Genomic DNA, 25,680 nt, shown 5'->3' with positions numbered 1-25,680 from the left:
GTGGTTGGCAAACTATTATCAGAGGCGAAGATGAACAATAACCTCACGCAAGTGTATGGGCGTGGCTGGGCATTTCCCCCCCGTTTTACCATGCAAGATGGCGTACGAATGGCAGAAGGCCAAGAGGCTGTGCATCAGAGCTTGCACATTCTTTTCAGTACCCAGCCGGGGGAGCGGATTATGCGCTCTGACTACGGCTGTGATCTGCAAACCTATATGTTCTCCAATATCCGCGAAGAGTTATTGGCGCAGGTAAAAACCAGTATTGCCGATGCGCTGTTGCATTATGAGCCGCGGGCGGCTGTCGATAATGTGCAAGTTGCTCAGAACCGGCAAAACCCAAGTTTGTTGCAGGTGCAGGTAACTTACCGTTTGCGCGGCAGCGATATCGTTCAGCAGTTTAAAGGGCAATTGGATATCGCTGATGGCCAGGGCGTGAGGGTGCTATGAGCGACACTATTATTGTCAATGGCGATCAACTGCAGTTTGATCCAATGTTCGGTAATCGCCAGGTTACGCCAGTTGGCCCTGCAATCATCAGTGGCTCCGGCCTGGCCAGTATCAACCAACAGAAAATGTGCGTGGTAGGGGATGAAAAAAAGGTCCAGATCCCCGCGCAATATCAGATTCCCGGCTATAGCCCCGGCATGGGGTTGCTGACGATCGCTGCGCTGGGCAGTGATCAGCAGGCACCTCGTTGTACCAGCGGCGCGGCATTGCTGTTGAAGGGGCAACAATTCATTGCCCGTTTTACCCCAACACAACCGGCAATCAATAGCGCCAGTGGTGTGCCGGACGTGCCTGCGCCGAGTATGGGGAAAGGACGTTTTATCCCTAAACAATCATTTGCTACCGCAGGGTAAGGGAAAAATTAGCATGTTTGATTTAAGTACCTTTCATCAGAGCAAAGCCGATGCATCGTCAGATAACGGATTTGCCCTGGATGACCGAACCGTCGAAGGTCTGCTGCAATTCCTTCAAGGCTATAGCCAACTGATTCCATTGGCTGAGAACAGCAGTTGGGACAAGATTTTCCTGGCACCAGCCAACGCGCAACGGTTGGCTGCGATTTATCGTCAACCCGAGCTGGCCGACGGTTCGCTCGCGCCGCAACAGGCGCTACTGCTGGCGTTTTATCGCTTGCTGGAAACCCCCAAGGCGCTCTTGAATCGCCTTCCAGCGATGCACCGCCAGCTTTACTACCGTGGCCTGCTGGGGCTGAAACCACGGGCAATGGTTCCTGATCAGGTGGCATTGGCCTGTCAACTGGAAAAAGGGGTCCATGAATGCCTGCTGCCGGCCGGAACCCTGATGGAGGGTGGGCAAGACAGCCAGGGTAACCCCGTGCAGTACGCGCTGGATAACCCATTGCTGGCCAATCAGGGGCAGTGGAGCGACTTGCGTTGGTGCCAGCCGGGCGCCGCCGGTCAGCGGGTATCCCGAGTCCTGTTTGACCAGACCAATAAAATCGCGTGGCCAGAGTCTGGTGTCCGTTTGTTCAACCGTACTGACGCCGAGGACCAGCCAGTGGTGACAGGACGGGTCGTGGGGTCCGAGTTGTTGGCCATGTCTGGCGGGGACCGCACCATCACTGTGGTGTTGAAAACGGCAGTGACGGATGACGATATCAAGGCCATTACCGCGGGTGTCAGCAGTGCCGGGCAGTGGCTGGCGCTGGCTATCGATAAGGGAGGGGACGACAAGTCCCTCAGCCTGAAACTGTCGGCTACGCAGGGCGCGATCACCCCTCCTGGCGGGCTGGATGGTTTTACCTCGGCCATGCCGTTGCTGAAGTTGAGCCGAATCGATGGCAAGCCCGTGCCTGAAGTGACAGCGCTTGCAGTGGCCGTATCCGGCCTCACTCAGGTGATGTACAGCAGCGATGCGGGAGTGGAAAAACTCTCCGGTACCAGTTATCCGTTCGGCCATAGCCCGGTAATGGGGAACGGATTTAACCTGGTGGCCGCGGACTGGTGCAATAAGCCGCAGGAACTGACGATTACCCTGACACCTGAATGGCTGGATTTACCGGAGAAGTCATTTAAAGAGTGGTACATGGGCTATGTCAACGATGGCGAAAGTCCTGTTGCCGACAATACAGTGTTCAAGGTGACCTCACCTTATATTGATGAGGATGCACAAAAAAGTCGCAGTACTAAATTGTTTTCTGGCGACGGCACTCCAGTTGCTGAACCTATCAAACTTAAAGTGAAGAGCCTTGCTGGCTCATCCATGGCAAGTGTCGATCCACAAGAGTGGCAATGCTACTTGCGTCTGGAACTAAGCGGTCATGATTTTTTGCACCAGCAATATTGGAAACGCCTGCCGACAAAAACAGATTTGAATCCACCCTATACTCCGCAGATTAAATCTTTCGACATCAGTTACACCGGAACTGATGGGGTGATTAAAGAGCAATACCTGCTAACCCCCTTTGGTTATGCCGCAGAACAGCCGGAAAGCACTACAGCGGCCGATGATGTAAACCCCCAACTGTATCTGGGCTTCAGCGATATCGAACCCGGCCAGCAACTGAACCTGCATTGGCAACTGCAAAGCCCGCAGTCCCAGGATCTGAAGTGGCAGTACCTCGATCAAAACAACACCTGGCAATCTCTGGAAGCGCAGGTGATTGATGGCACTGGCGGTTTGTTCGCCTCGGGCCTGTGGTCGGCTCCTTTACCGGACGATGCCGCGCAGGGTGTACAGATGCCGGCGGGGCGTTACTGGGTCCGCGCGGTGCTGACTCCCCCCGCTCAAGCCTGCGGGGCCGATGCCTCCATTTCGACTTATCCGCGTTTACAAGGGCTGCTGGCCAATGCGGTGACGGCGACCTTGATCAACGGCGAGTCGCTGGATAACAGCCATTTCATCCAGCCGCTGCCAGCGGGCACTGTTCGCCAGCCCGTACAAAAGCTCAATGGGCTGGCCCAGGTTACCCAACCCTGGCCATCACAAGGCGGCCGGGCGCCCGAGTCGGATGCGCAGTTTTTGCCACGGGCAGCACGGCAACTGGTCCACCGCGGCCGGGCGCAGACCTGGTCCGATATGGCGGCGCTGCTCAAAGATCGCTATCCCGAAATCGGCTATGTGCATATTCCGCTGTCCGAGCAATTGTCCAGCTTGCCTGCCCGTTGTACGCAGCAGCTGATCGTGATTCCCGCCAATGGCGAACAGGACAACAGCGATGCCTTGCGCCCGAAATTCGCCCCGGCCCGTTTGGCCGCGATGAAGGTGTACCTGCAAGGGCTGAGCAGCCCCTGGGTCGATATCAGCGTGCTCAACCCTGACTACAGGGAAGTGCCAGTGACCTACAAGGTGACGTTCATGCCGGGCACCAACCAGGACTTTGCCCAGCGCCAGCTGAGGCAGGCACTGGAGCACGAGTACATGCCCTGGGGATGGGATGGGCAGAGCAGCGCCATCGTGGGCACCGCGCTGGATTACTACGCCATGGTGGCGTTTATCCAGCAATTACCCATGGTCGAGTGTGTGCATAGCCTGACCCTCGATGGCCAAGCCGCTTCGCTGGTCAGTGCCGATACCCAAGTACTGGTCCTGACTCTGCCAGATGACAATCATCGCTAAGGATTATTATGAGCAATAACAGCATGTTACCTGACGAGGTCAAAAGCCTTATCCACTTCGATAGCCTGCTGGAGCAGGGGATGGAGGCGATCGAGCAGTATTCCGGGCAGGTGTGGACCGATAAGGGCGAACAGGACCCAGGTGTGACCCTGCTACAGGACCTGTCCTATGGCGTTTCCGACCTGGCCTATCGTCACACCTTGCCGCTGGTGGACTTGTTGACCCCTGCGGACACGTCTTCCGGGGACGGGATCTTCCCTGCGTCATTCGGGCCACATCGGGTGCTGACCTGTGGGCCCGTTACGGTGGATGACTACCGCCGTGCGCTGTTGGATCTGCACAGCCCCGATGGAGAAACGCCAGTCGGCTTCTATTTTCGCAATGTGCAACTGACCCCTGAAAGTGAAGCGGAGCAGTATCAGTACTGGTATGACCCCGATCCCGATAAGCGGGAGTTCACCTTTGCTCGGCCAGCCAGTAATGCCAAGCCGACGCAATTGACCCTGAAGGGTAATTATCATCTCTACGTTGAGTTGGCCCGTGGTGCCGATAAGGCCAAGGCACAGACTGCCCTCGATGCATTTCTGCAGGTTAATCGCAATCTGTGTGAAGCGGTGCGTGAAACCACCTGGGTCGAGCCGCAAGTGGTTGAACTGATCTCATACCTGGAACTTGAGGACGACTGTACCGATTATGACCGGGTGCTGGCAGAGCTGTATATGCGGACTGAAGCCTACCTCAGCCCGATGGCTTCGCGTGCCACCGCGTCCGAGTTGGCGACACAAGGCGTTGGAAATGAGGCGATCTATCAGGGGCCGCAGCTACGGCACGGTTGGATTACTCAATTGCCACCAGAGCGTAATTACACTCAGTCGATTGAAGTAGACCTTAGTCCGCTGGTAAATATCTGGTTATCCATTGAAGGTGTGAAAAGTATTGATAGCTTGGGACATGACAATGAACCAGGCAATTGGCATGTGTCGATCGAGCCCAATAAGTACCTGCAGTTGTGGGGGAGTGATCCAGTTCATTCTCTTGAGAGCGACCAGGGCTTTGCTTATCTCTATAAGAAAGGTCAGCGTTGTGTTGGTGATCGCGCCGGTATTGAGAAATACATCACAGCTGCACCGCTGATCAGCGAAAAAGACGTGGTAATGCCCTATGGCCGCAACCGCAAGCCGAGTGAACTCCACTCGCTCAGCAAGCGCTTGCCGCCGTGTTATGGATTGCAGCAGCCTTCACCTGAAGATACACAGAAACAGCTGCATCAGTTTCTCTTGCCATTTGAGCAAGCCTTGGCCAATGGTTGCCAGCAATTGGCATTACTGCCGGATCTACTGGCATTTGATCGTTCCCAGTCCACCCCTGTATGGGGTGCTCAATGGCCATTTGCTGCAGAAGGTTTGTCCGATAAGGTTCATCAAGCCTATAAACCAAAATTGTTATCGCTGTTGGAAAACTGCAAGCAAGATGACAATAAAGAGTTGGCAACTATTGACTACCTCCTCGGCTATTTTGGCAGCCAGCGTGCGCCGCGCATTCTTTCTAGGCCATTTTCCGATTTTTTGAAAGTGCAGCGTGGATATTTGCGTCAGCATGCCGATCTGGGATATCAGCGTAGCAATATCCAGATTCAGGAAGTTTCGGCATTACAAAAACGTATTGCTGCCCGTATTGGAGTTGGTAGTAAGCTTTTTGATCAGAAGCCAGCGTTGGATAAGCTACCATTTTATCTGGTAGAGCATCGAGCATTATTGCCGGTGATGCCGAATGAACACTACAATGTTGAGCAGGTGCCAGAAAATTTTGATGGGAACAGACCTGGAACTATTCTATATGTATGTGGAACATCGCTTTCTGAAGTTTTTTCTGCTGGGATGCTGATTGAGTTGATTATTAAAGATGGTGGTGGGGCCGTAAATGATTACATTCTCCCAAATGTCTTGGTGACGCATATTGACTATGGTACTGGTTTAACTGTTATGTTGTACTTAGATTCTCAGGACAATGAACAGCTATCACGCAACCTCGATAAGCTTTCAGAGGCAATGAAAGCCAATAAGTTGCGCTGGAGAAACAGCAATGTCTGGCTGCAGGATATGTGGTATCCACTGCATTATGACGCTGATCCAAAACTGCTTAACGAAGGTGAAAAGCGCATTGTGGCGACACATGATGCGCCTTATCCGGTGATGTTGCAGCAGGATGATCAGATTGCCATTTGTCACCATACCTCTCCGGACTCTTCACAGCTGGAGGGGGATGATAAAACTATTATCTATGCGCAAGTAGTATCGAGAGACTGGATTAATGGCAGCTTTGTCATTAGAGCCAAAGAAGGTAGCACGCTTCCTGAGGAAACGGGGCATTACCGCTGGTATATCGATCACCAGGGTAAAACCATCAGTGACCGCTTCTCCTTTATGGTCAGCCTGGTATTTCCGCGCAGTCTTCTAGCGGGCGTCAAGGACGCCAGCGCCACAGAGGCCTGGATCAGAAAATGTATTCAGGATGAAATCCCCTGCCATGTATCCGCATTGGTGCATTGGCTGGATGACAGCGCCTTTGCCCAGTTCGGAGTGGCCTACCAGGGGTGGCAAAACAATGGAGCGCCCTTGGGTGACCGCTCCTACCAACTGTTAAAGCAACTGACCCTGGGGCGAACGCCGAGTGCCGTGGATGGTCTCGGGCATATGCGCATTGCCACAGCCACTCAACAACAGGCTGCAACAGAACCTGATTGGAACCCAGATTACATCTCTGGAAATGAGCTGTTCTACCTACCGAAAAATGAAATTAATAATTGAGTGATTTATTAGTTTTTATTTTTCAGTGTTATTTCGTGGCTGTTGTCGTTAATTTTTTCTGCAAGTGCTTATGCCGGATTTTTGTTTCGGCGTGATGACCTTGTCATGCTTTTAGTAAGCTAAATAACTGGAGTAGTGTCATGGCTAAAGAAAAGACCCCCACTGTGCAAACGGCAAGTATCGAGGCCGTTGGGCCAAAAGTAGCGGACCTCACCAACAAGTTTAAAGAGCAGTCGATTCCGTTGGAGGTGGACTTTAAAAACCTGATCGAGATTGCCGATGTCGGCCGCAAGGCAGTGGGTTTGAGTGCAGATCAGTCAAATAATGAGCCTGGCCATGGTATCGCGATGACTGATGAGGGGAAGTTAGAGGTCAAGGCTAATGATAATGGTTTTACATTTGTTGACGGGAAGCTCAGTTTAAAGCAAGGGGCTGGTTGGGGGTTTGCACCAAATGGAGATGTTGACATCCTTGTTGATGAGAAGGGAGGCGTTCTTTGTGCAAGAGAAGTCGGGAGCCAACTCTCTGTCAAGGTTGGCCTTGGTATTCAGGTTGATGCCGATGGTGTTGCGGTCAAATATGGTCGTGGATTGCGGATAACTAATGGGGCATTGGAAGCGCATCCAGGAAAGGGGTTGACGACAGATGGCGACGATAGAAATTTATGTGTAAACGTAAAAGATGGGGTGAAAATTGACGATGATCATCTCACTGTTAATGCTAAAACCGATGGCGGATTGGATGTGAGCTCCGATGGCTTGAAGCTCAAAACTTTCGCTAATAGCGGTATCAAGGTTGATGGCAGTGGTGTTGCGGTTAATTATGGTCGTGGATTGCGGATAGCTGATGGGGCATTGCAAGCGCATCCAGGAGATGGGCTGACGACAGATAGCAACGATGCTCTATATGTACGAGTAAAAGATGGGGTAGTAATTGATGGCGACCATCTCACTGTCAAGCCTGCTGTAAACGGTGCTATTAATGTTGATGGCGATGGGGTGCGGGTCAAAGTTAAAAACAAGGCTGGTCTTGTGATTGATGGTGATGGGTTGGCCGTCGCCCAAGGAGCAGGCTGGACGTTTTCTCCAGATACTCCACATATAGATATTAATGTGGACCCGAATGGTGGGTTGGTCTGTCCTATGCGGGTTGGTAGTGCTATTTCCGTAAAAGCTGGTCCTGGCATTACGGTGAGCGAAAGTGGGGTGGCTGTTTGTCTCACAGATAAAACGTTCATTAAAGAGCTTGCTGATTTAATTATTCCCAAAGGTACGATAGTACCACTTTGGAGTGAAACACTGCCTGATGGGTGGGCGCTTTGTGATGGCAAAAATGGAACTCCAAATCTTTTTGGGTGTGTTTTGAGAGGTTCGAACACACTTAAAGGCAATGGGAGAGTTACTGACCGTACCTATAACGAGATAGATGGTGGAAGTTATAATTTTCCGTTTGATATTTCTTACATAATGAAGTTGTAAGTTTTGTCCTGTGCGTGCCATGAATGTTATAAATAGGATGGAATTCATTCTTGAAGTTCCTGGTATGGTAGCTCCTGCTGTTCAACAGCGTTGTAGCGATCTATTTAATTTTTATCTGTTAGAAGGATTGTCTAGGCTGTTTAATAGGTCGCTTATATCAGCCGGTAGTGTGCTGACTATTGAGCGGCTAGTCATTGATGTGGGGGGGGTTCCGATGGCGCAGTTCGAGGAGCTATTAATGCAGCGGTTACTGACGAAGTTAGAAGCTCAACTCAACACGTTCTTGGTAATGGCACCCACTGTTCCTAGGGCTCCACTATCTTTCAAACAAGGTATTACTGCTCCCATACATTATGGTGGCAGTACCCTTCAGGGGAATTTGGGCTCGCCGCAACACTCTTCAAAACCTACTCTCACTAATAAGCAGGGAGTTGCTCAGAGCGACATAGGATTGATGCCCCTGTTCCATTATCTGCAATGGGGGCATTTGCCCCCCCTGCATCAGACGTTGCTGTTTGAGTGGGATATGTCTGATGGTGCGGATAACTGGCTACAGTTGTATCTGGCAAACTCATCGACCGAGCAACGACAGATTCTTGCCCGGTACTGTTTGCAGATAGTTCCACGTCAGAGGTTGTTGCAAACCTTTAGTACTGTGAACTTGCAGGCCGTTTGCCGTTTATTATTGAATGATAAACCGGAGCTGATACCACCGGCAGGGAAACCCGCATTAGAGCTTTGCCTGCTGCTCAGTAGCCTTTGGGCTTGTCGGCAATCGCCGATAGAGGCTTTACCGGCACCTTCCTCGCTGGTTCTGGACAGCAGTTTGTTGACTGAGCTGGCGCCCTGGTTGTTGGTATTGTTCGGCAATCTGCCACTACCTGTAGCGTCACTACCTTGGTTGCAGCTGTTCTGGCAGCAACCTGTGGTGCGGCAACTATTAGCGTCGGGGTTATCCAAACCTGACTTTATCCGTGTGCAACAACAGATGGAGGAAATGGCGCCACAAAGCGAGGTGGCCAAACGGGAATCCCAAGCGACAGAGCCAGAGCGGTCGGAAGAGGATCATCAGTCACCCGCAATGGAAATCGTACAGCTGAGCGGATCTCAATTGCAGGCTGGGAAAGGTAAACGGGAATCCCAAGCGACAGAGCCAGAGCGGTCGGAAGAGGATCATCAGTCATCCGCAATGGAAATCGTACAGTTGAGCGGATCTCAATTGCAGGCTGGGAAAGGTAAACGGGAACACCAAGCTGCAGTACCAGAGTGGCCGGAGAAGGATCGCCGGCTCCCAGCAGATATCGGACAACTGAGCAGATCTCCATTGCAAGCGGAGAACGCCAAACAGCACATCCAAAAGGAAGTGAGCGATTGGCAGAGAGGGGGGCGTCAGTACACAGGAACACCGGTAATGGGGAGAAATCCAACTCAGCTGCCAGAGCGTTTTAACGCCTCATTATTAGAGCAGGAACCGCTATCGGTCTCCAACGCTGGCCTGGTACTGCTATGGCCACTACTGCCCGGGCTATGGCGCCAGTTGGGCCTGCTCGAGGAACAGCAATTCAACAGCCCGCAGGCCCAGTTGGAGGCAGTGTGCTGGCTGGATGGGTTGATTTGGGGGGACGAAGCCATGGCGGAATGGCGCACCCCATTGAGTAAGTTGCTCTGTGGGTTGCCATTGGAATCACCACTGGTGCCCTGGTCGACGCCAGCCCCTGAGGTGAGGGAGCAGTTGCAGGACTGGCTGGCGGCGATTCCCGCGCAGTTACCCGGTTTGCAACGGTGCCAGGCCAATGATCTGCGCAGCCTGTTTCTGCAGCGCCCCGGGCAACTGCTGCAAACCCGCTCGGGCTGGCAACTGTCGGTAGAGACGGATGCCAGCGACTTTCTACTGTCGCAACTGCCGTGGGCCATGGACTTTATCCGGTTCCCCTGGATGGAACAGCCTCTGCAGGTGAAGTGGTTACCGACGGTTAGTTGAATTAGAAAGCGCAGTAAACGGTATTGCTACTTATAAGTGCAGAACCCAGGTTCAGTGCTGAATAGATAAGCCTGTTTAGTTGCAAGCCTTGACTGTCTTATCAGTCTGCTTAGCCATGCCGGTTACTTGTGCCCGGTGATATTTCAATGATCAATAGAGAAGAGTCAGCATGCCGAAACAGCATAATGCGCTGCGTCTTTGTGACGAGCTGGCGCCTGAATTATCCCAGGATGAAGATTTGCATCTACTCTTGGCCCAATTCGAGCGGCTGGATGTATTGGTACAACAGCAGTTGCACACCCTGCAGCAACGCTTTGCCGAGCCCGAAGAAGCACTCCAGGGGCTGGCACTTTCCCCGGAGGAATTGGAACACCTGAACACACAACGGATGGGGATTCCGTTCTGGGCGCTGGAGCAGAGCGATCAGCAACTTTCGGCTGAAGCTATTGATCCACGCAGTCGCCTGGGCCAATTGGTCAACCGTTTCGGTTTGACCGATTTCGAACGGGACGTGTTGTTGCTCTGTTTGTTGCCGCTGTTTGATAGTCGCTACTCGCTGCTGTTTGCTTATATGCAGGAGAGCAACCAGAAAAAATCCCTGACAGTGGATTTCGCCTTGAACATCCTCTGCCCGGGCGTTGTCGAGAAGACTGCGCAGCTAGCGAGCCTGCTACCGCAGGCCCGCTTGCTGAAAAATTGCCTGCTCACATTCACCCAGCGCAGTGGCGAGCATTGGGGTAATGCCCTGCTGCACCCGGCGACCGAGATTTACAGCTGGTTGATCGGCCATTCGGCTTTTCCCAGTGAGCTGCGCTCCTGTGCCAGTTGGCTGACCCCTTCTGCCTTGGCCGACCTGCTTGCGCCCTTGACTCAACGGCTGGCCCCTTATTGCGCGGATGCAGGCGCCAAGGTGAAAACCCTGGTGCAGTTGCAGGGGCGCCCGGGCAGCGGGCGGGCAATGGCCATCGCCCGTGCGGCTGCCAGCGTCGGGAAAGCGGTACTGGCGCTGGATCTGGCGCAATTGCCGGAAGACGATGAAACAGCCCAGAGCGTGCTCAGCGTGGCGTTGCGCGAAACGCGGTTGCAGGCAGGGTGCCTGTTGCTGCGTTCGCTGGCGGATTTCAGTGCAGCACATCCACGGTTGATGGCATGGCTGGGCCAGGCGCTGAGCCAGTCTGAGCTGCCGATCTTTTGCCTGACCGCACCCCACGCCTCACTGATGTGGCTGGAAGGGATGGCGCAGCTGGTGATCGCCATGCCCATGCCGGCGTTCGCCGATCAGGTTGCCTTGTTGGCCAGCCGGTTGGAGGGCATCCCGCAACAGCCGGATATCGATGTTGCAGGGCTGGTAAAACGTTTCCATCCCTCTTCCGAGACCCTGGTGTCGGTGCTGCATGAAGCGCAAGCCTACTGCCAGCAACGGGGGGGGAATGCATTGCTGTCCAATACTGATCTCTACCATGCCTTTGGGCTGCGGTCGCAACAGGACTTTGGCAACCTGGCGCAACGTATTACCCCGGTACGCGGTTTCGATGACCTGATCATCAGCGACGATTTGCACCAGCACCTTAATGAAGTACTGGCGGCGATTCGCCAGCGGGAACAGGTATTGGGGCAGGGGTTTGGTCGCAAGGTCGGCTACGGCACCGGCATCAGCGCGCTGTTCCATGGCGATTCCGGTACTGGCAAAACCATGGTGGCGGAAGTCTTGGCCGGGGCGCTGGGCGTTGACCTGATCAAGGTCGATCTTTCCACGGTCATGAATAAATACATCGGCGAGACCGAGAAGAACCTGTCGCGCATCTTCGACTGTGCCGAGGCCGATGCCGGGGTGCTGTTTTTTGACGAAGCCGATGCGCTCTTTGGCAAACGCAGTGAAACCAAGGATGCCAAGGATCGCCATGCCAATATTGAAGTCTCTTATCTGTTGCAACGGCTGGAAAGTTATCCAGGCCTGGTGGTGTTGGCCACCAACAACCGTAGCCATCTGGATGATGCCTTCAGCCGGCGTTTGACGTTCATTCTGCGTTTTACTTTTCCGGATCAAACCCTGCGTGAGCGGATGTGGCGGGCTATCTGGCCGGCAGAAACACCAGTGGCCGAAGATGTCGACTTCACTTCCCTGGCCCAAAGGGCAGAAATCACCGGCGCCAATATCCGTAATGCGGCCATGCTGGCCAGTTGGCTGGCGGCAGAAGAACAGTCCCCGCATGTTGCGATGCACCATATCGAGCGAGCTTTACAGCGTGAGCTCGGAAAGATCGGCCGGCTTGTCCTATCCCGTTAATTTGAATTTCGTTTATCTGGAGTTTCTTTATGGCTAACTTGCAAGATGATCCGTCCCCAAAACGTATTGCCGATAGCACATTGATTCAAGTGAACAAAACCATTGGCACAATGCTGGCAGAATATCTGCCTGATCCCGTGGACATTATTTTTACCTTGCCGGATACCGGTGAGCCACCGGCACATCCAACAGTCAGTGTGTTTCTTTACGATGTGCATGAAGACCTGTCGCTAAGAACCGGGGCAAGCCGCCAGTTTTCACCGTCCACTGGCATGCTGATGCCAGGAAGCATCAATGTTTGCTGCCGTTACCTGATCACTTATTGGGAAATGAAAGCCAGCAACAGCAGCGATTCCCCCGCGACCATGGCCGATAGCCAGGCCGTGTTGATCATGAACGATGTACTCAATGCTTTGATCAATGCGCGTACTTATCCCGGATTGTCAGACTTCTACGGGCGAGTGATCCCTCCATCAGAACAACTGAACAGCCTGGGCAACTTCTGGCAATCGCTGGGTAATAAACCACGGTTGTGCTTGACCTATGAAGTCACGGTGCCGATCAGTTTGACCAGTCGCAGTCCGGAATTGGCCCCGGTGAAGTCCGTATCGGCCGCGGTTGCGCAAAAGCCCGGCGTTGATTTTTATCGGCAAGCTGGAACTGTGGTTTGGGAAGCGCTGGTCGCGGCACTGGATGCGAAGAGCCCGTTGGATGATACCGCTCGTGCACAGTTGAAGAAGGTGACTGTTACCTGCGTGGGGACTCCTTTTACTGATGACAAGTTGCCTGATCAGCACCTTGATATCACATTGTCTGGTGTCGTGCTGGAGGCCAATTTGGCTGTAATCCAGAGTGTTGTCGATGGTTGGAAAGCAGAAGCTAAAGCAATTGGCGAGTTGGAGGGGGGGGCACTGTTTGTTGATAGTGTCGACAATAAGTTAATTGCAGCGGTGTAAACCAAGGAGGAATATTTGAATGTATAAGCAGGTAAGCCCCGTTGTAAGTAGCAAGGAGGTTTTGCAATCAAGTGCTGGGGGGGAGCCAGCATGACCTTAGCAAAGGAATGCAGGACGATATTGGTGACGCTCGTTTGCCACGTGAAATGTTTCGTTTCAGCCGATCAGGGGAGGAGTCAACTTTGCAAAAGGCAATAAGGTCAGATAACTCTACGGGAAAATATCAAGAAGGTCAAAAAGCCTTAGTGCGTCAGGAGGCAATCCTCAAAGAATCATCACTTGCTCTTGGAGAGCATGGAAAAATATTTGCGGAAGCATACAGCTATGACTCTTCCCCATTTATGAACGACTTTTTAAGGTGTGGTCGCGAGAAGAACTACCCGGATGGCTATTTTCCAAGAGAGGCGAATATTCCGCGCGATAGCCTTTCTCGGGTAGAGCAGTTCATAGATATTGTCGATAGGCTACCTTCGACTGGAGACGTTACCCTCTACAGAGGTGGCACATCTGGAGAGGCGTTTCGAGTTGGTGCAGTAAAAAGCGGTGATGTTTTATGTAACACTGATTTCACGTCCTTTACCGAAAGTCCCTATATCGCCAAGGAGTTTTCAGTGTTTAAGAAAGGCGATGAGCAATATTTTGAAGGGGGCTCTGTAATATATATATTGGAGAGGCATAAGAGTGCTAAGGTTTTTGCTCCACTTTCCATTCGTAGTGACGAGCCTTATTCTGAAGCAGAGTCATTAATCGCCCCAGGAAAATTCTTTAAGGCTATTAGTGTCAATGAGGTGAACGCTTTTCTTTCCGGGAAGCATCAGACCTATGTTGAGGTGTTGTTGCATGAAATAGAATCATTAAGCCCGAAGTGCGCAAGTGCTAGAACGCTGTCATCTGTAATAGAATTTCCAAGCCATGTCTATGATCTGAAAACAGGAGAGCCAATTGATATGGAAACTTGGAGTTCGAGGCTGGATTCTGGTGCTGATAAATGTATTGCGTGGTGTTGAGTTGGCTCTGCTATAGCTGAGCTGATGTTCGTTGGAGGCTGTCATGTGGGCTTCGAGATGTATAAATAATTATAGGTGCCTGAATGTATAAGCAAGCAGATCCAAGTATGTTTGGCAAGGAGACCTTGCAATCAAATGCAGGGAAGGTTGGCAGCCAGCATGATCTCAATGACGATATGCAAGATGATATTGATAGCTCAATTGATATTAGGAGGTTATACGGGGCTCGGGGGGGGGGGGCACGCAATGCAGTCTCAAAAGATCTGGCATTGAGCAGTAGTGACGTAAAGTTTATCGATCTTGAAGCCGGTGCAAAGCTTTACAAGATGTCTCCATACGAAACTTTCGATGTTGCTCTTGCAGAGACAGGTGACCAAGCCCGTTTGGCAGATGTTAATAATGTCGATAAGGATTGGGTTGGCCAATATTTTGCTGACGACCCGGAGACTTCTCGGGGGTACGCTTTTGATTATCTTGATGATAATGGAAATGGAAAAGTGTATTTATATGAGGCGATAGCAAACTCCCCTGTTCGCATGATTGTCAATGATAAACCCTCTCATGGCTCTACAGACTTCACAGGGCAAAGCAAGGCAGATGCTGTACGCAGTTACCTTGCGTCTTCGAGGTCGGACTTGGATCTTGGCGACTTGCCGCTAATGAATGCTCTTTCAGAGCGAGCCTTAATTTATAAAGGACCGCATAGTATAGATTCCGCTGAAAATATTGAGGATTATGAAGTGATCATCGGTGCTTCGTCCTTGAGTCAACGTTTTACCATTAGGAAGATTGAGACGCTTGAGTACCGCCGCTTCGAATTAAAATCTTGAGTCTTATCAGTTTTATATTTAGGTGCACGAAATAGAGTGTTTTGCAGTCGAATGGTTGAATATGAAGCATGCAGTCATACCACCTGCCATGCTTTCTAATATAGGTAGTGATGCTCCAGAAGATAGAATTGTAAATATACTGGTAGCCAAGCTTGGAGATTAAAAGATGCCTAGGGTGCAATCCGAAAAAGATAAGGCCTCACTAAAGAAGCAAACACCAAGGGTGAGGAAGCGGCACCCTGATTCTGAAGGTGAATCAGAAAGTGAATGCAGTAAGATCGGATATCGGACGCTCAGAAAGGATGAAGAGCCCGTAATGAATGGCATTAAACCACCCGCGAACTCAGATCCGAAAAAATCGGCCTTTGCTCATGTTCGTGCTGGCACAAAGGCTAAAGTTAAATCTCGCTGGGTTTCATATAGTCGTTCGTTAAAGGTGGCGGGAAGTTGGGCTGCAAAAGATCTTGATGGGAGGGTGGTAAAGTTTAAAGTCCCGAAGGGGCGGAAGTTTTATGATCTCACTACATCTAGAGATCAACAAATACTTTTAAGTGATTATGCTAAACAGACGAGAAAAAAAATAGATCTCGACCCTAACAAGTACCTGGCAATCAATTTTGCCAAGGGCTCCCAGGAAGGGCTTATTTATAATGGGGTTGAAAAATCAGATGTTATTGCCGTTTACAGCGCGAAGAGAATATCAGATGAAGATTATCGAGAGCTATCACTGATCAGAAACTCACTGGATTCTTGGAGGCTAATCAAGTCACGAGCGACTGTTATACAGAATAAAGTTAAGACGTTGCCGGAAGCGACCCTGCTTACAGAGATTTATAATAAAAATGATTGGTTGGCTCGGCTTAGGCTGCGTTGGGACAGGGGGGCGAGAAATGCCAAGGATGACTTGGCTGGGCAAGGTTTATCACCTTATGATATTGATTATATTTCCAATTATAAAGAATATCGAAAATATAAAGAGGAACTTAGGGTTGCATATCAGAGGTATCTAGATGGGAGAGAAAATGCGAGCTAGGTATGGATGGAGAATATGAAACAGTGATGTCCGAGAGGACTCGAAAAAAGGGGCGGGCGGAGGAGGGAATGCAAACAACTCCGGAGAGTCAGTATTCGGCACCTATTACTAGGTTGCATGGCTTTATATCACCCACTACGAGAAAGGCCGGATTTTATAAGCGAAGTTCTGCAGAACTTATCCCTCCACAGCAGAAGACTGCTTTGAGTTTCAGGTCCGTTCGCGCTAAGAGTACGATGCAGCCTCGAGTCGTTGATGAGGTAGCAAGAACTCAAGTGGCAGAAAGGTTTATTCTAGAACTTCATATGCGAGCTATTGAGAAAGCATCTCGTGAAAATAATATGGCGGTTAGTTTTCGCGAGACGGGTCCTAGCACTATTGAAGCTTTGAAGATCGGAGCGGCAGCCAAAGGACACAATATTTTAGAAAAAACCATCAAACCTGACTCGATTAAAAAAGCCTATCGATCACAAAGCCCTGCAAGGTTGTCAACGATTGAGGAGAATAAGCTTCGCGGGTTTGTGGGAGTGTGGAAAGAAAAGATAAGTAGTAAAAAAAGTAGCTCTTCCGATATTAAAGGGGTTTATGTATATAACCATATAAGTGGTGATGATGAACAGTTTTCGATTAATTTGGATCATCCTCAAAATCAAGAGCTTTTTCATACCCTGGTAAGGCGAAAATTCATCACGCCTTATACAGGGGACTATGATATGCATGACATCATTCTTTTCTCTAAAAGCGGCGCCTCAGGGCATATCCCCGAGGCGGGCTCCTCAGAGGAGAAAGCTGTGATCGACTTGATCAATAAAGAGGTCGCAGCTGTAGATTCAAAACGGCCATTTGAAAGCACGACCATGAATGTTATTCGTCATGGCCCTCAAGTTAATTTTGTGCCGTATATGTGGAAGTTCGAACGTGAAAAGGTTGTAAGAGATAATGGGTATTTAGGTGTGGTTGCCAATCCTGGCCCCTTTCCTGTGGCTGTTGTGAACAGAGGCTGTTGGGAAATACTGGAGGGTAGACAAGAACTCGTTGAGTTTTATAGGCGAATAAATACACCATTACCTTCCCATTGGAAAGATGGTGCATTGGTGGAGGGGAAAAATGGTTATGTCACCATCCAAGAATACCCTCTAGCTTGAGCGCTAGGCTCGTTAAAATGGATCAAGGTGAGATTTAGCCGCTCTAACAGGCATAAGTTAATGACGTATTCGCCAAATGTGAGCAAGGCAACGACAACGGATGCTCTACATGTTTTACTCTGGCGTTGTAGTTGAGGGTGTAGTCGAGCTTAATTGAAGTATGGGTTTCTGAGAAGTTTTAGAAGTAATTTGGCCGAATAGATGTTTTCTTGAAAGTTGGATGTTTAATGGGTTTCGATATGGGTGGGGTTTGAGGTAGGTATGGATAGTGAATATGAAGCGACGATATCTGAGGCAGCTCAAAAAATCGATAGGGTTGAGGGAGGGGGCGAGCAATAATGTCGGGAGCCAGTCCTGGTACCTATTATCTTACTGTATGGATTTCCACAGCTTAGAGCCTATTATGCTGTCCGGGAATCCGGTGGAAATAGACGCGCCGAAATAATCCTGATTGATGGTCTGAGTCATAGTCTTGATCTTTTTGATAGAGTTGTTAACGACTATACAGGTACAGTCAGGGCTATCCGGAATGTGAAAGAGAGTATTAATCAGGCGCAAGAGGTTTGTTGTAAAAAACAAAGCTTTAGAACTGATAAAAGAAACTGGCACAAGAAGTCCACAGTGTGCGCTAATAGGGTGCACTGGCGCAGTTTTACTCAGGACGATGATAAGGGGTTAAACCGAAAGCCCTAAACCTTGTCTGTAGTATGTCGAAAACTCTCGAGTACCCTAATCCGAGTTGGCTGAGTTCTTTCGGCGCTAAGTGTAGTGAAAACATTAATTTCCGTCTGAATAACCCTTTGTTAGGAGTCTTTACGCTGCAGCGGTTAGATAAGGCTTGTTGAATTTCCCATAGCAAAAGAATAGGAGGTAGTATGCCAAATAAATTCGTGAGTTTATTAAGGGGGCGTCGCGTCTCGAAAAAGTCAGTTTCATCAAGGAATTCTAGCGTTGACGTAGATCAAGAGGAAGTCGATGAGAACCACGGTTGTTTTTCCTGTTTTGGTTTTAATAGGCCGTCAAAAAAAAACAGGCTTGCCGTTTTGTCTCCTGAAACGATACCAGAAATAGCATTTACCAGACCGGCCACACCGGAATATCAGTCAAGCATATCAATGGATCCTCAGTATGTTGGAGAGTCCGCCAACGGCGTAAAATATCTTGATGAGGAGACGCGAAAGCAATATGCAATAACCATTGATGGCGGTTTGATTAAATACAAGGCAACGGGCACGTTAGTCAATGAGCGGGGTGAGTCATTGCACAATGATTATAGAGACTGGAGTCAAAATGTGATGGCATATGTAATCGCTCCGGACAATACCATGTACATTGCCAGGCATGAAGCTGGGTTGATGCATCACTCTAGCTTCATGTCTGGAGGTGAAGTCCGAGATGCGGGCATGATTTCAGTAGTTAATGGCCAGCTGCTTTTTTTTAATTCAAAGAGCGGTCATTACAAACCTTCCGCCGAACAGAAGCTGGTTTCAGTCGATTACCTTACAGAACATGGACTAGATCTGTCGAAGGTGTTCGTTCTGCCGCATCCCACTTCAAGATTCTCATTGATCCATCAAACAGATCTCTATCGAGCCAGCAGTTTGAGACTAAAAGGCATTAATGCAAAACCTCGATGGGCTCCGACTATGGCGGAAAAAGAGGCCATGCGCCCCTCGATGGATGTTCGTGCACGTTTGGCAACTCTTACAGCGCGCTCGGCAACCCATATTCATTGAAATTGAATTGGAGCAGCTGCCTGTATCGGGGGCAGAGACTTTCTGTCCCCTTAGATGTGGTGATGAAAAGCATTCCTGGTTACGGCGTAATTGTCCCATGAGTCCCGTATTCAAAGCCGCCCCTTAATCCTCGATGCTGTGCTCCCGACTCGATTTCTTTCGGGAGCATGCTACTCATGATGCCCCCGGCGCCAAAACTGGGGTTGGGCAAGTGATTGGCTTTGGTATACCGCACCAGCGTACTTCGGTTGCTGGCCAAATAACCTACGGCTTTGCCCAGCGCAATGACTTTGTATGACCAGTTTGTCAGGGCCATTGCCCAATCCATCTACTCGCTGCTCAACACCGGCTCTGGCAAGATTGCCGGTTTGGCGCGTACGTAGTGCGTCATCGTAGAAAGATCCTTATCGGTAAAATCGATAACGTATGACGATAATACGGCGAAAAGCCGATAAAGAAATCCCCTAGAATGAACACACGGTCATTCACACATCAGGAAGATCACCATGTCGCTTAGAGATCTCGCAGCTATCAATGCGGGAGCCAAACCCCTTAGCCATTTGAGCCGACCACGGGAGGCGATACGCCAGTTCACGCCGAACTGGTTCGCCGCCACCATGGGCACCGGCATCCTGGCCTTGGCCCTGGCTCAGTTTCCGCTGGCCATCCCGGGCCTGCGATCCATTGCCGAAGGGCTTTGGATGTTGAACATCGTGCTGTTCTGCACCTTCAGTGCCCTGTACATGGCTCGGTGGATCATGTTTTTCGATGAGGCCAAGCAGATCTTCGGGCATTCCACGGTCTCGATGTTTTTCGGCACTATTCCGATGGGGCTTGCGACCATTATCAATGGTCTGCTGGTGTTTGGGGTTCCTCGTTGGGGCTCTGGCCTCATACCGCTTGCCGAAGCCCTATGGTGGATCGATGTCGCCATGGCACTCGTCTGCGGTGTGTTGATTCCTTACATGATGTTCACCCGTCAACAGCACAGCATCGATCAAATGACGGCTGTCTGGTTGCTGCCCGTGGTTGCTGCAGAAGTGGCGGCTGCCAGCGGTGGGTTGTTGGCTCCGCACCTGCTCGATACAGGCGCGCAATTCATTATGTTGATCACCAGCTATGTACTGTGGGCCTATTCGGTTCCCGTCGCGTTGAGCATTTTGGTCATCTTGTTGTTGCGCATGGCGTTGCACAAACTTCCTCACGAAAGCATGGCCGCATCCAGTTGGTTGTCGCTGGGGCCTATCGGTACGGGGGCATTGGGCATGCTGGTCATCGGCGGCGACGCCCCAGCGATCTTTGCGGCGCAGGGGCTGCAAGGAGTTGGCGAGGTAGCTCAAGGTATTGGACTGATTTCCGGCATTCTCTTCTGGGGCCTGGGATTGTGGTGGATGGCAATGGCCACCTTGATCACGATCCGTTACTTCAAGGCAGGTATTCCTTTTAACCTGGGGTGGTGGGGTTTTACGTTCCCTATCGGTGTCTATGCCGTCACCACTCTCAAGTTGGGATCGGTCTTGCATTCCAGCTTTTTTAATATCTTTGGCGGATGTCTGGTGTTTGTGCTGGCGGTCATGTGGTCGATCGTGGCTTGCAGGACGCTCGCGGGTGCATATCGAGGCAATCTTTTCGTCTCGCCCTGCATCGCCTCTTTAGCTAAATAGTCAACTCATCAATAGCGACCTCAGGCTTACAAGCCTGAGGTCAGCGGTCTATCTGACTCACGGTATTACCTATCTGACCAACTACAGGCGCGTAGAGCTGGCCATTGGCAGCGCTTGGGAAAAATAAAGTGAAGGTTGTGATCTTCGATCCTTTGTTGAGAGTACAGAACGTATGCCCACTGATAACGGAAACACTATTAAGCGCCGTGTCTTTCTCCAGGGCGCAAGCCTGGTAGCTGCGGGGCTTGCATTCAAACCCTTGCGCAGTCGAGCGGCTGAAACCGAGACTCAGGACTTTGCTAACGGAACCCGGGAGTTGGTGGCTTATCCGCAGAAAAGACCGTTGATGCGTGTTATCGCTCGTACACCGCATCTGGAAACACCGGTTTCGGTGTTCAATGAGTCGCTACTGACGCCCAATGACGCATTCTTTGTTCGCTGCCACCTTACCGATGCAATGCCCAGGCTATTTAGCAAGTTATCGATCACATCAGTCACGGTGGCTCTGGACGTTGGAGGGCGATACCGATGCCACCCTTTCCAGGTTTGCAGTCGGTTGAGTTGAAGCAACTGGCGGACTTTGTTCTAGTGCAGTAACCCTCATATATACATTTCCATTCATCAATAGGTGAGATACTTATATGCGTAAGTTTTGCTTGGCTTTGGTTATGCCCGCGATATTTTATATTCCAATGGGCATGGCTGACTCGGTTGTTTCATTACAGGCTGGAAAGAATTATACAGTGACGAATGAGCCAGTAAGCCAATCGCCAAAAGTACTCGAGTTTTTTTCGTATGGCTGCCCTCACTGTCGGCAACTCGATCCGAGCATTACCCAATGGGCTGCCAAGGCTGGAAACGACGTAGCCCTGACTCGAGTCCCTGTCACTTTTGGCAGCAAACAATGGGAAGGTTACGCTAAAGCCTTTTATATTGGTGAGGCGCTTGATATTCAAGTCGTCACGAACCATGCGCTATTTGAACTGGCGCGCCGCGGCGGGAAGCTGGAGACCAGTAAGGAGATTGCTGACTTTTTTGTTGGGCTCTGCATAGAAAGAAAAATTGCTGAGCAAAAAATTGATTCATTTGCAGTTAAAAGCCGGATGGCTCAAGGAGATAGACTTGCCCAACGCTATAAAATCCAAGCGGTGCCCAGTTTTGTGGTGAATGATAAATACGTTACTGACTCCAATATGATGGGGTCCCCTGAAGCAGTATCTGCTGCTCTTACACGTTTGTTAACGTTACACGGTTAGACTCTTGGAAAGTGCTAAGGAGTTAACGGGTTGTTCAATGGCGCCGAAGTAGGCGTTCATGTAATGGCCATGGCATGAGGGAGGCGGAGGTTTGCTTCTCTCACGTTAATATCAATATTTTTATTTTTTAATATTAGTCAGTAGTGGTGGATGGTTGGCTGCGTTATCCTATTTTTCGTTTGGAAATATAATCTAATTAAGCGCCGTTGGATTCTGGTGTTTGATTGGTGTGCTGTATATGAAAATAGGCAGATTTAAAATGGCGAGTATTTTATGTTGAAGCATGCATTGAAAAAAGATAAGTACTCTGGAGCGAAGTCATCCTCCTGCAGAAATCAAGAGCTGTCCAAGGAGGTGTCAGTTCGAAGCCAGGCAACCAATAGTGGTAGTGCCTGGATCTTCAACGCTTGTTTTGGAGGAGGGCAAGATAGCTCGGATAATTGCGTATATGCTCCTCGCTCATTAGAACTGCCTGGGAGCACCGGGAGATCATCGCGACCTGCAAAGCCCGAATATAAAAAAAGCATCCCTATGCTGTCAGAATATAAAGGGGAGAATAAAAAAGGAAATGTTCAATATCTTACTAAGGAACAACGTAGAAAGTATGAGGTGAGCGTGTCTCAAGAAGGGAGTTTGATGTACGCAGCAAATGGAAGTGATTTACTGGGGAAAAATGCAAAAGAGTCGGGCGACTATACTGAGTGGCGCTGGGGGTTGTACGCCTATGTTCTTGATGTGGATGGCAGGATGTACATAAACAAGAGTATTCCAGGGCGCTTCCAACACTCTAGCTTTACTGCGGGAGGAAATATTCAAGATGCTGGGATGATAGCGATTGCACATGGCAGAATATTGTATATCGACTCCACTAGTGGTCACTACAGACCTAAAAAAGAGCAAAAATTAGCAACATTAGATTTTCTACACGAAAAACATGCAGATTTGAGCCAGGCACTGATTCGCCTTCCTTCAGAAAGCAGTGCGCCAGATGAGTGGGAATGGGTGTTGTATAAGGCTGATAACCTTCGTCGTGAGGGTCTGGTGGCATCCCCCTTGAATCGTGACTACCTGAACGGCAGCGATATGGAACAGAAGAAAATAGCATTTTCCAAGTTAACCAAATATGGGCCTTGAGAACAACTATGGCTATTTTATCAGTGATCCATGGAGAAGATGGGGGGCTATTGCTAACTTGCTAAGGTAGCGTTTGATCATGATATTGAAGAAAAGGTGTTTTTTTTACTATAAATTTATACGGGTAGAGTGGGCAAATAATTAAAATAGCATCTTCTGTTTTTAATCAAGGAGCTATATCTCACGTGAGTATTATCCTCAAACTCAGTCCGTTATTCATTGCAATGGCCGCGGCGATAGGGGCCAGTGCTCAGGCAGCAGAGCATTCCAGTCAAGAAGGTTTTATCGAAGGTTCCAGCCTTAAACTCGACACCCGCAACTACTACATGAACCGCAACCGTCAGCAGCAGACCGACGACAACATTGAGTGGGGTCAGAGTTTCATCGGTATCTTCGAGTCGGGTTACACCCAGGGTACGGTCGGTTTCGGTCTCGATGCCAACGCCATGCTCGGGCTCAAACTCGACGGTGGTGGCGGCACTGATGGTTCGACTATCCTGCCGGTCAGCGATGGCAACGGCAAAGCGCCAGGCTCGTTTTCAACCGGTGGTGGCACCCTAAAAATGCGTGCCCTGGACACTGAGCTGAAAGCTGGTGACCTGTTTCTCAACAATCCGGTGATTGCTGGCCAGACCCGCCTGTTGCCACAGACCTTCCGCGGGATCAGCCTGACCAACCACAGCTTCGACGGCTGGCTGCTCGAAGGCGGCCAGGCCAGCTTCACCAAGCTTTACAACCAGAGCGGCCACCGGCGTATCGGCACGTCTTACGGCAAACTGGCAGACAATGACGAAAGTCGGCACCTGAACTGGGCCGGCGTAGCCTGGAGCGGCTTACCGGGCCTGACCAGCAGCCTGTACGCCGCCGAACTCAAGGACATCTGGAACCAGTACTACTACGACCTCGACTACAGCTATGCGCTGAACGAGCTGGTAACCCTGAACCCAGGCCTGCACTTCTATCACACTCAGGACACCGGCGACGCGCTACTGGGCGACATCGACAACAACACCTACAGCTTGCATTTCACCCTGGGGGTCGGCCATCACAGCCTCACCGCTGCCTACCAGCGAGTGAATGGCAACACCCCGTTCGACTACATCAGCCAGGGCAGCATCCCCCTTGATAATTCGCAGCAGTACTCGGACTTCAACGGCCCCAACGAGCGTTCATGGAAGCTCAAGTACGCCTACGACTTCGCCGGCCTCGGCCTGCCGGGCCTGAGCTCGGCCATGTCCTATTCCCGTGGCACGCTGGACCTGAGCAAGGTTGATCCGAACAGCCGTGGTTATGCCAGTTTCTACAATGCAGATGGTGAGAATGCCAAACACTGGGAGCGTGATATCGATCTCAAGTATGTGGTACAGGGCGGTACGGCCAAGGATCTAGCGGTAGATCTGCAATGGGCGACCAACCGTGGCAGCAATGGTTATGGGGCACTGGGTACCGACACCGATGAGTACCGGGTGATAGTCGATTACCCACTCAATATCTTCTAGGCATCAAAAAGCAACAGGTCAGCAGGCTTTCAGAGGGTTTGAAAGCGCGATCTACCAAGGTTAAGAAAAATCCAATGCCCCAGCTTGTTGGGGCATTGGCTTTTCTAAAGACTCAAGAAAAAGGATCTTTCAGCTCATCAATACATTCATATTCCAGCTTATTTCAGAATATATGAAAATCAACAAAATAGCAGAAGTATGGTCTGCCAAGGCAATGGCTTCAAAAGAGAACTTAAGTAAATCCTCCCTTCGAGTTAAAAGAGAAAACAGAAAGGCAAAAGAAGCTTATATTGCCTGGAGAGAAAATTGCATTACCCTTCTTGAAAGGCCCGCCATCAATGATGAACCTCTTGTAGATACTGACTGTAAAAGCTCAATGCAGATAGATTCAAGAAATAATCCAAAAAACCAAAAAATACCAGTCCCTGTACATCTCAAAAAAATGTTCGAGTTGTTAGGTGCTACGTTTGAGTCCCAGCCGAGAACTTATCTGGACTTACATGAAGCCATGCCGACGGTGGGGGCCAAAGCTTTTATCAAAAGTCAATGTGAAAAGAAAAAAATTGATTTGCACAGTTTGTTTTCTCCGCGCAAGGCCTATAAGTTAATAAGCGTGCTGCAAAAAACATTTCCTGAGCTGCTTCACAACATGCTGGCTGTATATGAAGGGGCGCTGAAAGTTGAATTCAGCCAAGAGGGTTTTTCAGGCACTGATGATTTAAGCAAAAAGAGGCTTTGTTATCCATTAGTGTTGAAGTGGCTGGCGGATCAAGGTTCAGGGCAATTTGTGGATTTTTTTAACAATATTAATGCCTACGAAGGTCGTAAAGAGTTGATGTCTTTAGTGGAGGACCATGGCGCTATAGGCAGATACATGAGAGATAGGCAACTTGCCTGGGAGGATAAGAGTACAGAGTGCTTTGAAGAAATTGAGGGTGATGGAAAGTATTTTGTAAATCTAATTGATCAGGACTCGAAAACAACAGGCCATACCATGGGGGTTTTTGTTGATCGTAAAGACTCACTTTACCTGATGTTCGACCCTAATAGAGGCGTGTTTTCCTTCAAGGAAGAACACCAGATCAATTCTTTCCTGGACGATTACATCAGTATTTGCTATCGGCGCTTGACAAAAGGCCGATTACGCTTGATTTGCAACATATAACAGCTTGCTGCCCAGTGCTCGATATCTCGTTCCGACGATGCTCGGACAATTGTGCGCGCGGATCGGCGGGAATGGGGCGGTGTTTCTATTCTGGCTGGATCTACTTACGGGGGG

The 25,680-nt window shown here is 50.1% G+C and carries 18 protein-coding genes; all 18 read left to right on the top strand.

The features are described from left to right. Nucleotides 1-30: 30 nt before the first annotated feature. Nucleotides 31-450 carry a GPW/gp25 family protein gene (locus AC07PQ_RS02630; protein WP_493184524.1) on the top strand — a complete coding sequence of 140 codons (420 nt, stop codon included), beginning with the start codon at nt 31-33 and terminating at the stop codon, nt 448-450. Continuing rightward, nucleotides 447-863, top strand: coding sequence for a contractile injection system spike tip protein (locus AC07PQ_RS02625; RefSeq protein ID WP_087092654.1), 417 nt, complete (start codon nt 447-449; stop codon nt 861-863). The genes AC07PQ_RS02630 and AC07PQ_RS02625 overlap by 4 nt, the downstream gene beginning before the upstream one ends. Nucleotides 864-876: 13 nt before the next feature. Then, a complete protein-coding gene (locus AC07PQ_RS02620) occupies nt 877-3,588 on the top strand; it encodes a baseplate J/gp47 family protein (RefSeq protein ID WP_493184525.1) in 2,712 nt (903 codons plus the stop codon). Nucleotides 3,589-3,596: 8 nt separating this feature from the next. Further along, nucleotides 3,597-6,395, top strand: a complete 2,799-nt coding sequence (locus tag AC07PQ_RS02615) for a baseplate wedge protein (protein ID WP_493184526.1) — start codon at nt 3,597-3,599, stop codon at nt 6,393-6,395. Between the two features lie 140 nt (nt 6,396-6,535). Continuing rightward, nucleotides 6,536-7,873: a hypothetical protein gene (locus AC07PQ_RS02610; RefSeq protein ID WP_493184527.1), complete on the top strand. Its 1,338-nt coding sequence runs from the start codon at nt 6,536-6,538 to the stop codon at nt 7,871-7,873. A gap of 19 nt (nt 7,874-7,892) precedes the next feature. Next, nucleotides 7,893-9,854 carry a contractile injection system tape measure protein gene (locus AC07PQ_RS02605; RefSeq protein WP_493184528.1) on the top strand — a complete coding sequence of 654 codons (1,962 nt, stop codon included), beginning with the start codon at nt 7,893-7,895 and terminating at the stop codon, nt 9,852-9,854. Nucleotides 9,855-10,023: 169 nt separating this feature from the next. Further along, nucleotides 10,024-12,141 (top strand): ATP-binding protein, encoded by a 2,118-nt coding sequence (locus AC07PQ_RS02600; protein WP_493184529.1) that lies wholly within the window; start codon nt 10,024-10,026, stop codon nt 12,139-12,141. A gap of 29 nt (nt 12,142-12,170) precedes the next feature. Further along, on the top strand, nt 12,171-13,097 hold the full coding sequence (locus AC07PQ_RS02595; RefSeq protein WP_493184530.1) for a Pvc16 family protein: 927 nt from the start codon (nt 12,171-12,173) through the stop codon (nt 13,095-13,097). A 107-nt stretch (nt 13,098-13,204) separates the two neighbouring features. Further along, entirely contained in the window at nt 13,205-14,104 is a 900-nt protein-coding gene (locus AC07PQ_RS02590; RefSeq protein ID WP_493184531.1) for a hypothetical protein, read from the top strand. Nucleotides 14,105-14,187: 83 nt separating this feature from the next. Beyond that, nucleotides 14,188-14,934 carry a hypothetical protein gene (locus AC07PQ_RS02585; protein WP_493184532.1) on the top strand — a complete coding sequence of 249 codons (747 nt, stop codon included), beginning with the start codon at nt 14,188-14,190 and terminating at the stop codon, nt 14,932-14,934. 166 nt (nt 14,935-15,100) lie between these two features. After that, nucleotides 15,101-15,967: a hypothetical protein gene (locus AC07PQ_RS02580; protein WP_493184533.1), complete on the top strand. Its 867-nt coding sequence runs from the start codon at nt 15,101-15,103 to the stop codon at nt 15,965-15,967. Between the two features lie 68 nt (nt 15,968-16,035). Beyond that, the gene (locus AC07PQ_RS02575; RefSeq protein WP_493184534.1) at nt 16,036-17,112 is read left to right on the top strand and encodes a hypothetical protein; all 1,077 of its coding nucleotides are present in this window, start codon (nt 16,036-16,038) and stop codon (nt 17,110-17,112) included. Nucleotides 17,113-17,987: 875 nt separating this feature from the next. Then, nucleotides 17,988-18,848, top strand: a complete 861-nt coding sequence (locus tag AC07PQ_RS02570) for an IQM protein middle domain-containing protein (protein WP_493184535.1) — start codon at nt 17,988-17,990, stop codon at nt 18,846-18,848. Nucleotides 18,849-19,354: 506 nt separating this feature from the next. Continuing rightward, nucleotides 19,355-20,512, top strand: a complete 1,158-nt coding sequence (locus tag AC07PQ_RS02565) for a TDT family transporter (RefSeq protein WP_493184536.1) — start codon at nt 19,355-19,357, stop codon at nt 20,510-20,512. Nucleotides 20,513-21,153: 641 nt separating this feature from the next. Next, the gene (locus AC07PQ_RS02560; protein WP_493184537.1) at nt 21,154-21,768 is read left to right on the top strand and encodes a thiol:disulfide interchange protein DsbA/DsbL; all 615 of its coding nucleotides are present in this window, start codon (nt 21,154-21,156) and stop codon (nt 21,766-21,768) included. A 273-nt stretch (nt 21,769-22,041) separates the two neighbouring features. Further along, on the top strand, nt 22,042-22,902 hold the full coding sequence (locus tag AC07PQ_RS02555; protein WP_493184538.1) for an IQM protein middle domain-containing protein: 861 nt from the start codon (nt 22,042-22,044) through the stop codon (nt 22,900-22,902). A 224-nt stretch (nt 22,903-23,126) separates the two neighbouring features. Beyond that, nucleotides 23,127-24,401 (top strand): OprD family porin, encoded by a 1,275-nt coding sequence (locus AC07PQ_RS02550; protein WP_493184861.1) that lies wholly within the window; start codon nt 23,127-23,129, stop codon nt 24,399-24,401. A 172-nt stretch (nt 24,402-24,573) separates the two neighbouring features. Next, nucleotides 24,574-25,566, top strand: a complete 993-nt coding sequence (locus AC07PQ_RS02545; RefSeq protein WP_493184539.1) for a YopT-type cysteine protease domain-containing protein — start codon at nt 24,574-24,576, stop codon at nt 25,564-25,566. Nucleotides 25,567-25,680 lie beyond the last annotated feature (114 nt).

The sequence above is a fragment of the Pseudomonas sp. GW821-FHT09E12 genome (assembly GCF_059416085.1).
The sequence above is the reverse complement of the archived record's forward strand: the minus strand, read 5'-3'. Positions and strand labels throughout refer to the sequence as shown.

What these genes read in the sequence shown, in the direction of transcription:
- AC07PQ_RS02610 (WP_493184527.1), top strand. Translation starts at nt 6,536, where the DNA reads ATGGCTAAAGAAAAGACCCCCACTGTGCAAACGGCAAGTATCGAGGCC.
- AC07PQ_RS02620 (WP_493184525.1), top strand. Translation starts at nt 877, where the DNA reads ATGTTTGATTTAAGTACCTTTCATCAGAGCAAAGCCGATGCATCGTCA.
- AC07PQ_RS02600 (WP_493184529.1), top strand. Translation starts at nt 10,024, where the DNA reads ATGCCGAAACAGCATAATGCGCTGCGTCTTTGTGACGAGCTGGCGCCT.
- AC07PQ_RS02545 (WP_493184539.1), top strand. Translation starts at nt 24,574, where the DNA reads ATGAAAATCAACAAAATAGCAGAAGTATGGTCTGCCAAGGCAATGGCT.
- AC07PQ_RS02580 (WP_493184533.1), top strand. Translation starts at nt 15,101, where the DNA reads ATGCCTAGGGTGCAATCCGAAAAAGATAAGGCCTCACTAAAGAAGCAA.
- AC07PQ_RS02615 (WP_493184526.1), top strand. Translation starts at nt 3,597, where the DNA reads ATGAGCAATAACAGCATGTTACCTGACGAGGTCAAAAGCCTTATCCAC.
- AC07PQ_RS02595 (WP_493184530.1), top strand. Translation starts at nt 12,171, where the DNA reads ATGGCTAACTTGCAAGATGATCCGTCCCCAAAACGTATTGCCGATAGC.
- AC07PQ_RS02560 (WP_493184537.1), top strand. Translation starts at nt 21,154, where the DNA reads ATGCGTAAGTTTTGCTTGGCTTTGGTTATGCCCGCGATATTTTATATT.
- AC07PQ_RS02630 (WP_493184524.1), top strand. Translation starts at nt 31, where the DNA reads ATGAACAATAACCTCACGCAAGTGTATGGGCGTGGCTGGGCATTTCCC.
- AC07PQ_RS02575 (WP_493184534.1), top strand. Translation starts at nt 16,036, where the DNA reads ATGCAAACAACTCCGGAGAGTCAGTATTCGGCACCTATTACTAGGTTG.
- AC07PQ_RS02585 (WP_493184532.1), top strand. Translation starts at nt 14,188, where the DNA reads ATGTATAAGCAAGCAGATCCAAGTATGTTTGGCAAGGAGACCTTGCAA.
- AC07PQ_RS02550 (WP_493184861.1), top strand. Translation starts at nt 23,127, where the DNA reads ATGGCCGCGGCGATAGGGGCCAGTGCTCAGGCAGCAGAGCATTCCAGT.
- AC07PQ_RS02565 (WP_493184536.1), top strand. Translation starts at nt 19,355, where the DNA reads ATGTCGCTTAGAGATCTCGCAGCTATCAATGCGGGAGCCAAACCCCTT.
- AC07PQ_RS02625 (WP_087092654.1), top strand. Translation starts at nt 447, where the DNA reads ATGAGCGACACTATTATTGTCAATGGCGATCAACTGCAGTTTGATCCA.
- AC07PQ_RS02605 (WP_493184528.1), top strand. Translation starts at nt 7,893, where the DNA reads ATGAATGTTATAAATAGGATGGAATTCATTCTTGAAGTTCCTGGTATG.
- AC07PQ_RS02555 (WP_493184538.1), top strand. Translation starts at nt 22,042, where the DNA reads ATGTTGAAGCATGCATTGAAAAAAGATAAGTACTCTGGAGCGAAGTCA.
- AC07PQ_RS02570 (WP_493184535.1), top strand. Translation starts at nt 17,988, where the DNA reads ATGCCAAATAAATTCGTGAGTTTATTAAGGGGGCGTCGCGTCTCGAAA.
- AC07PQ_RS02590 (WP_493184531.1), top strand. Translation starts at nt 13,205, where the DNA reads ATGCAGGACGATATTGGTGACGCTCGTTTGCCACGTGAAATGTTTCGT.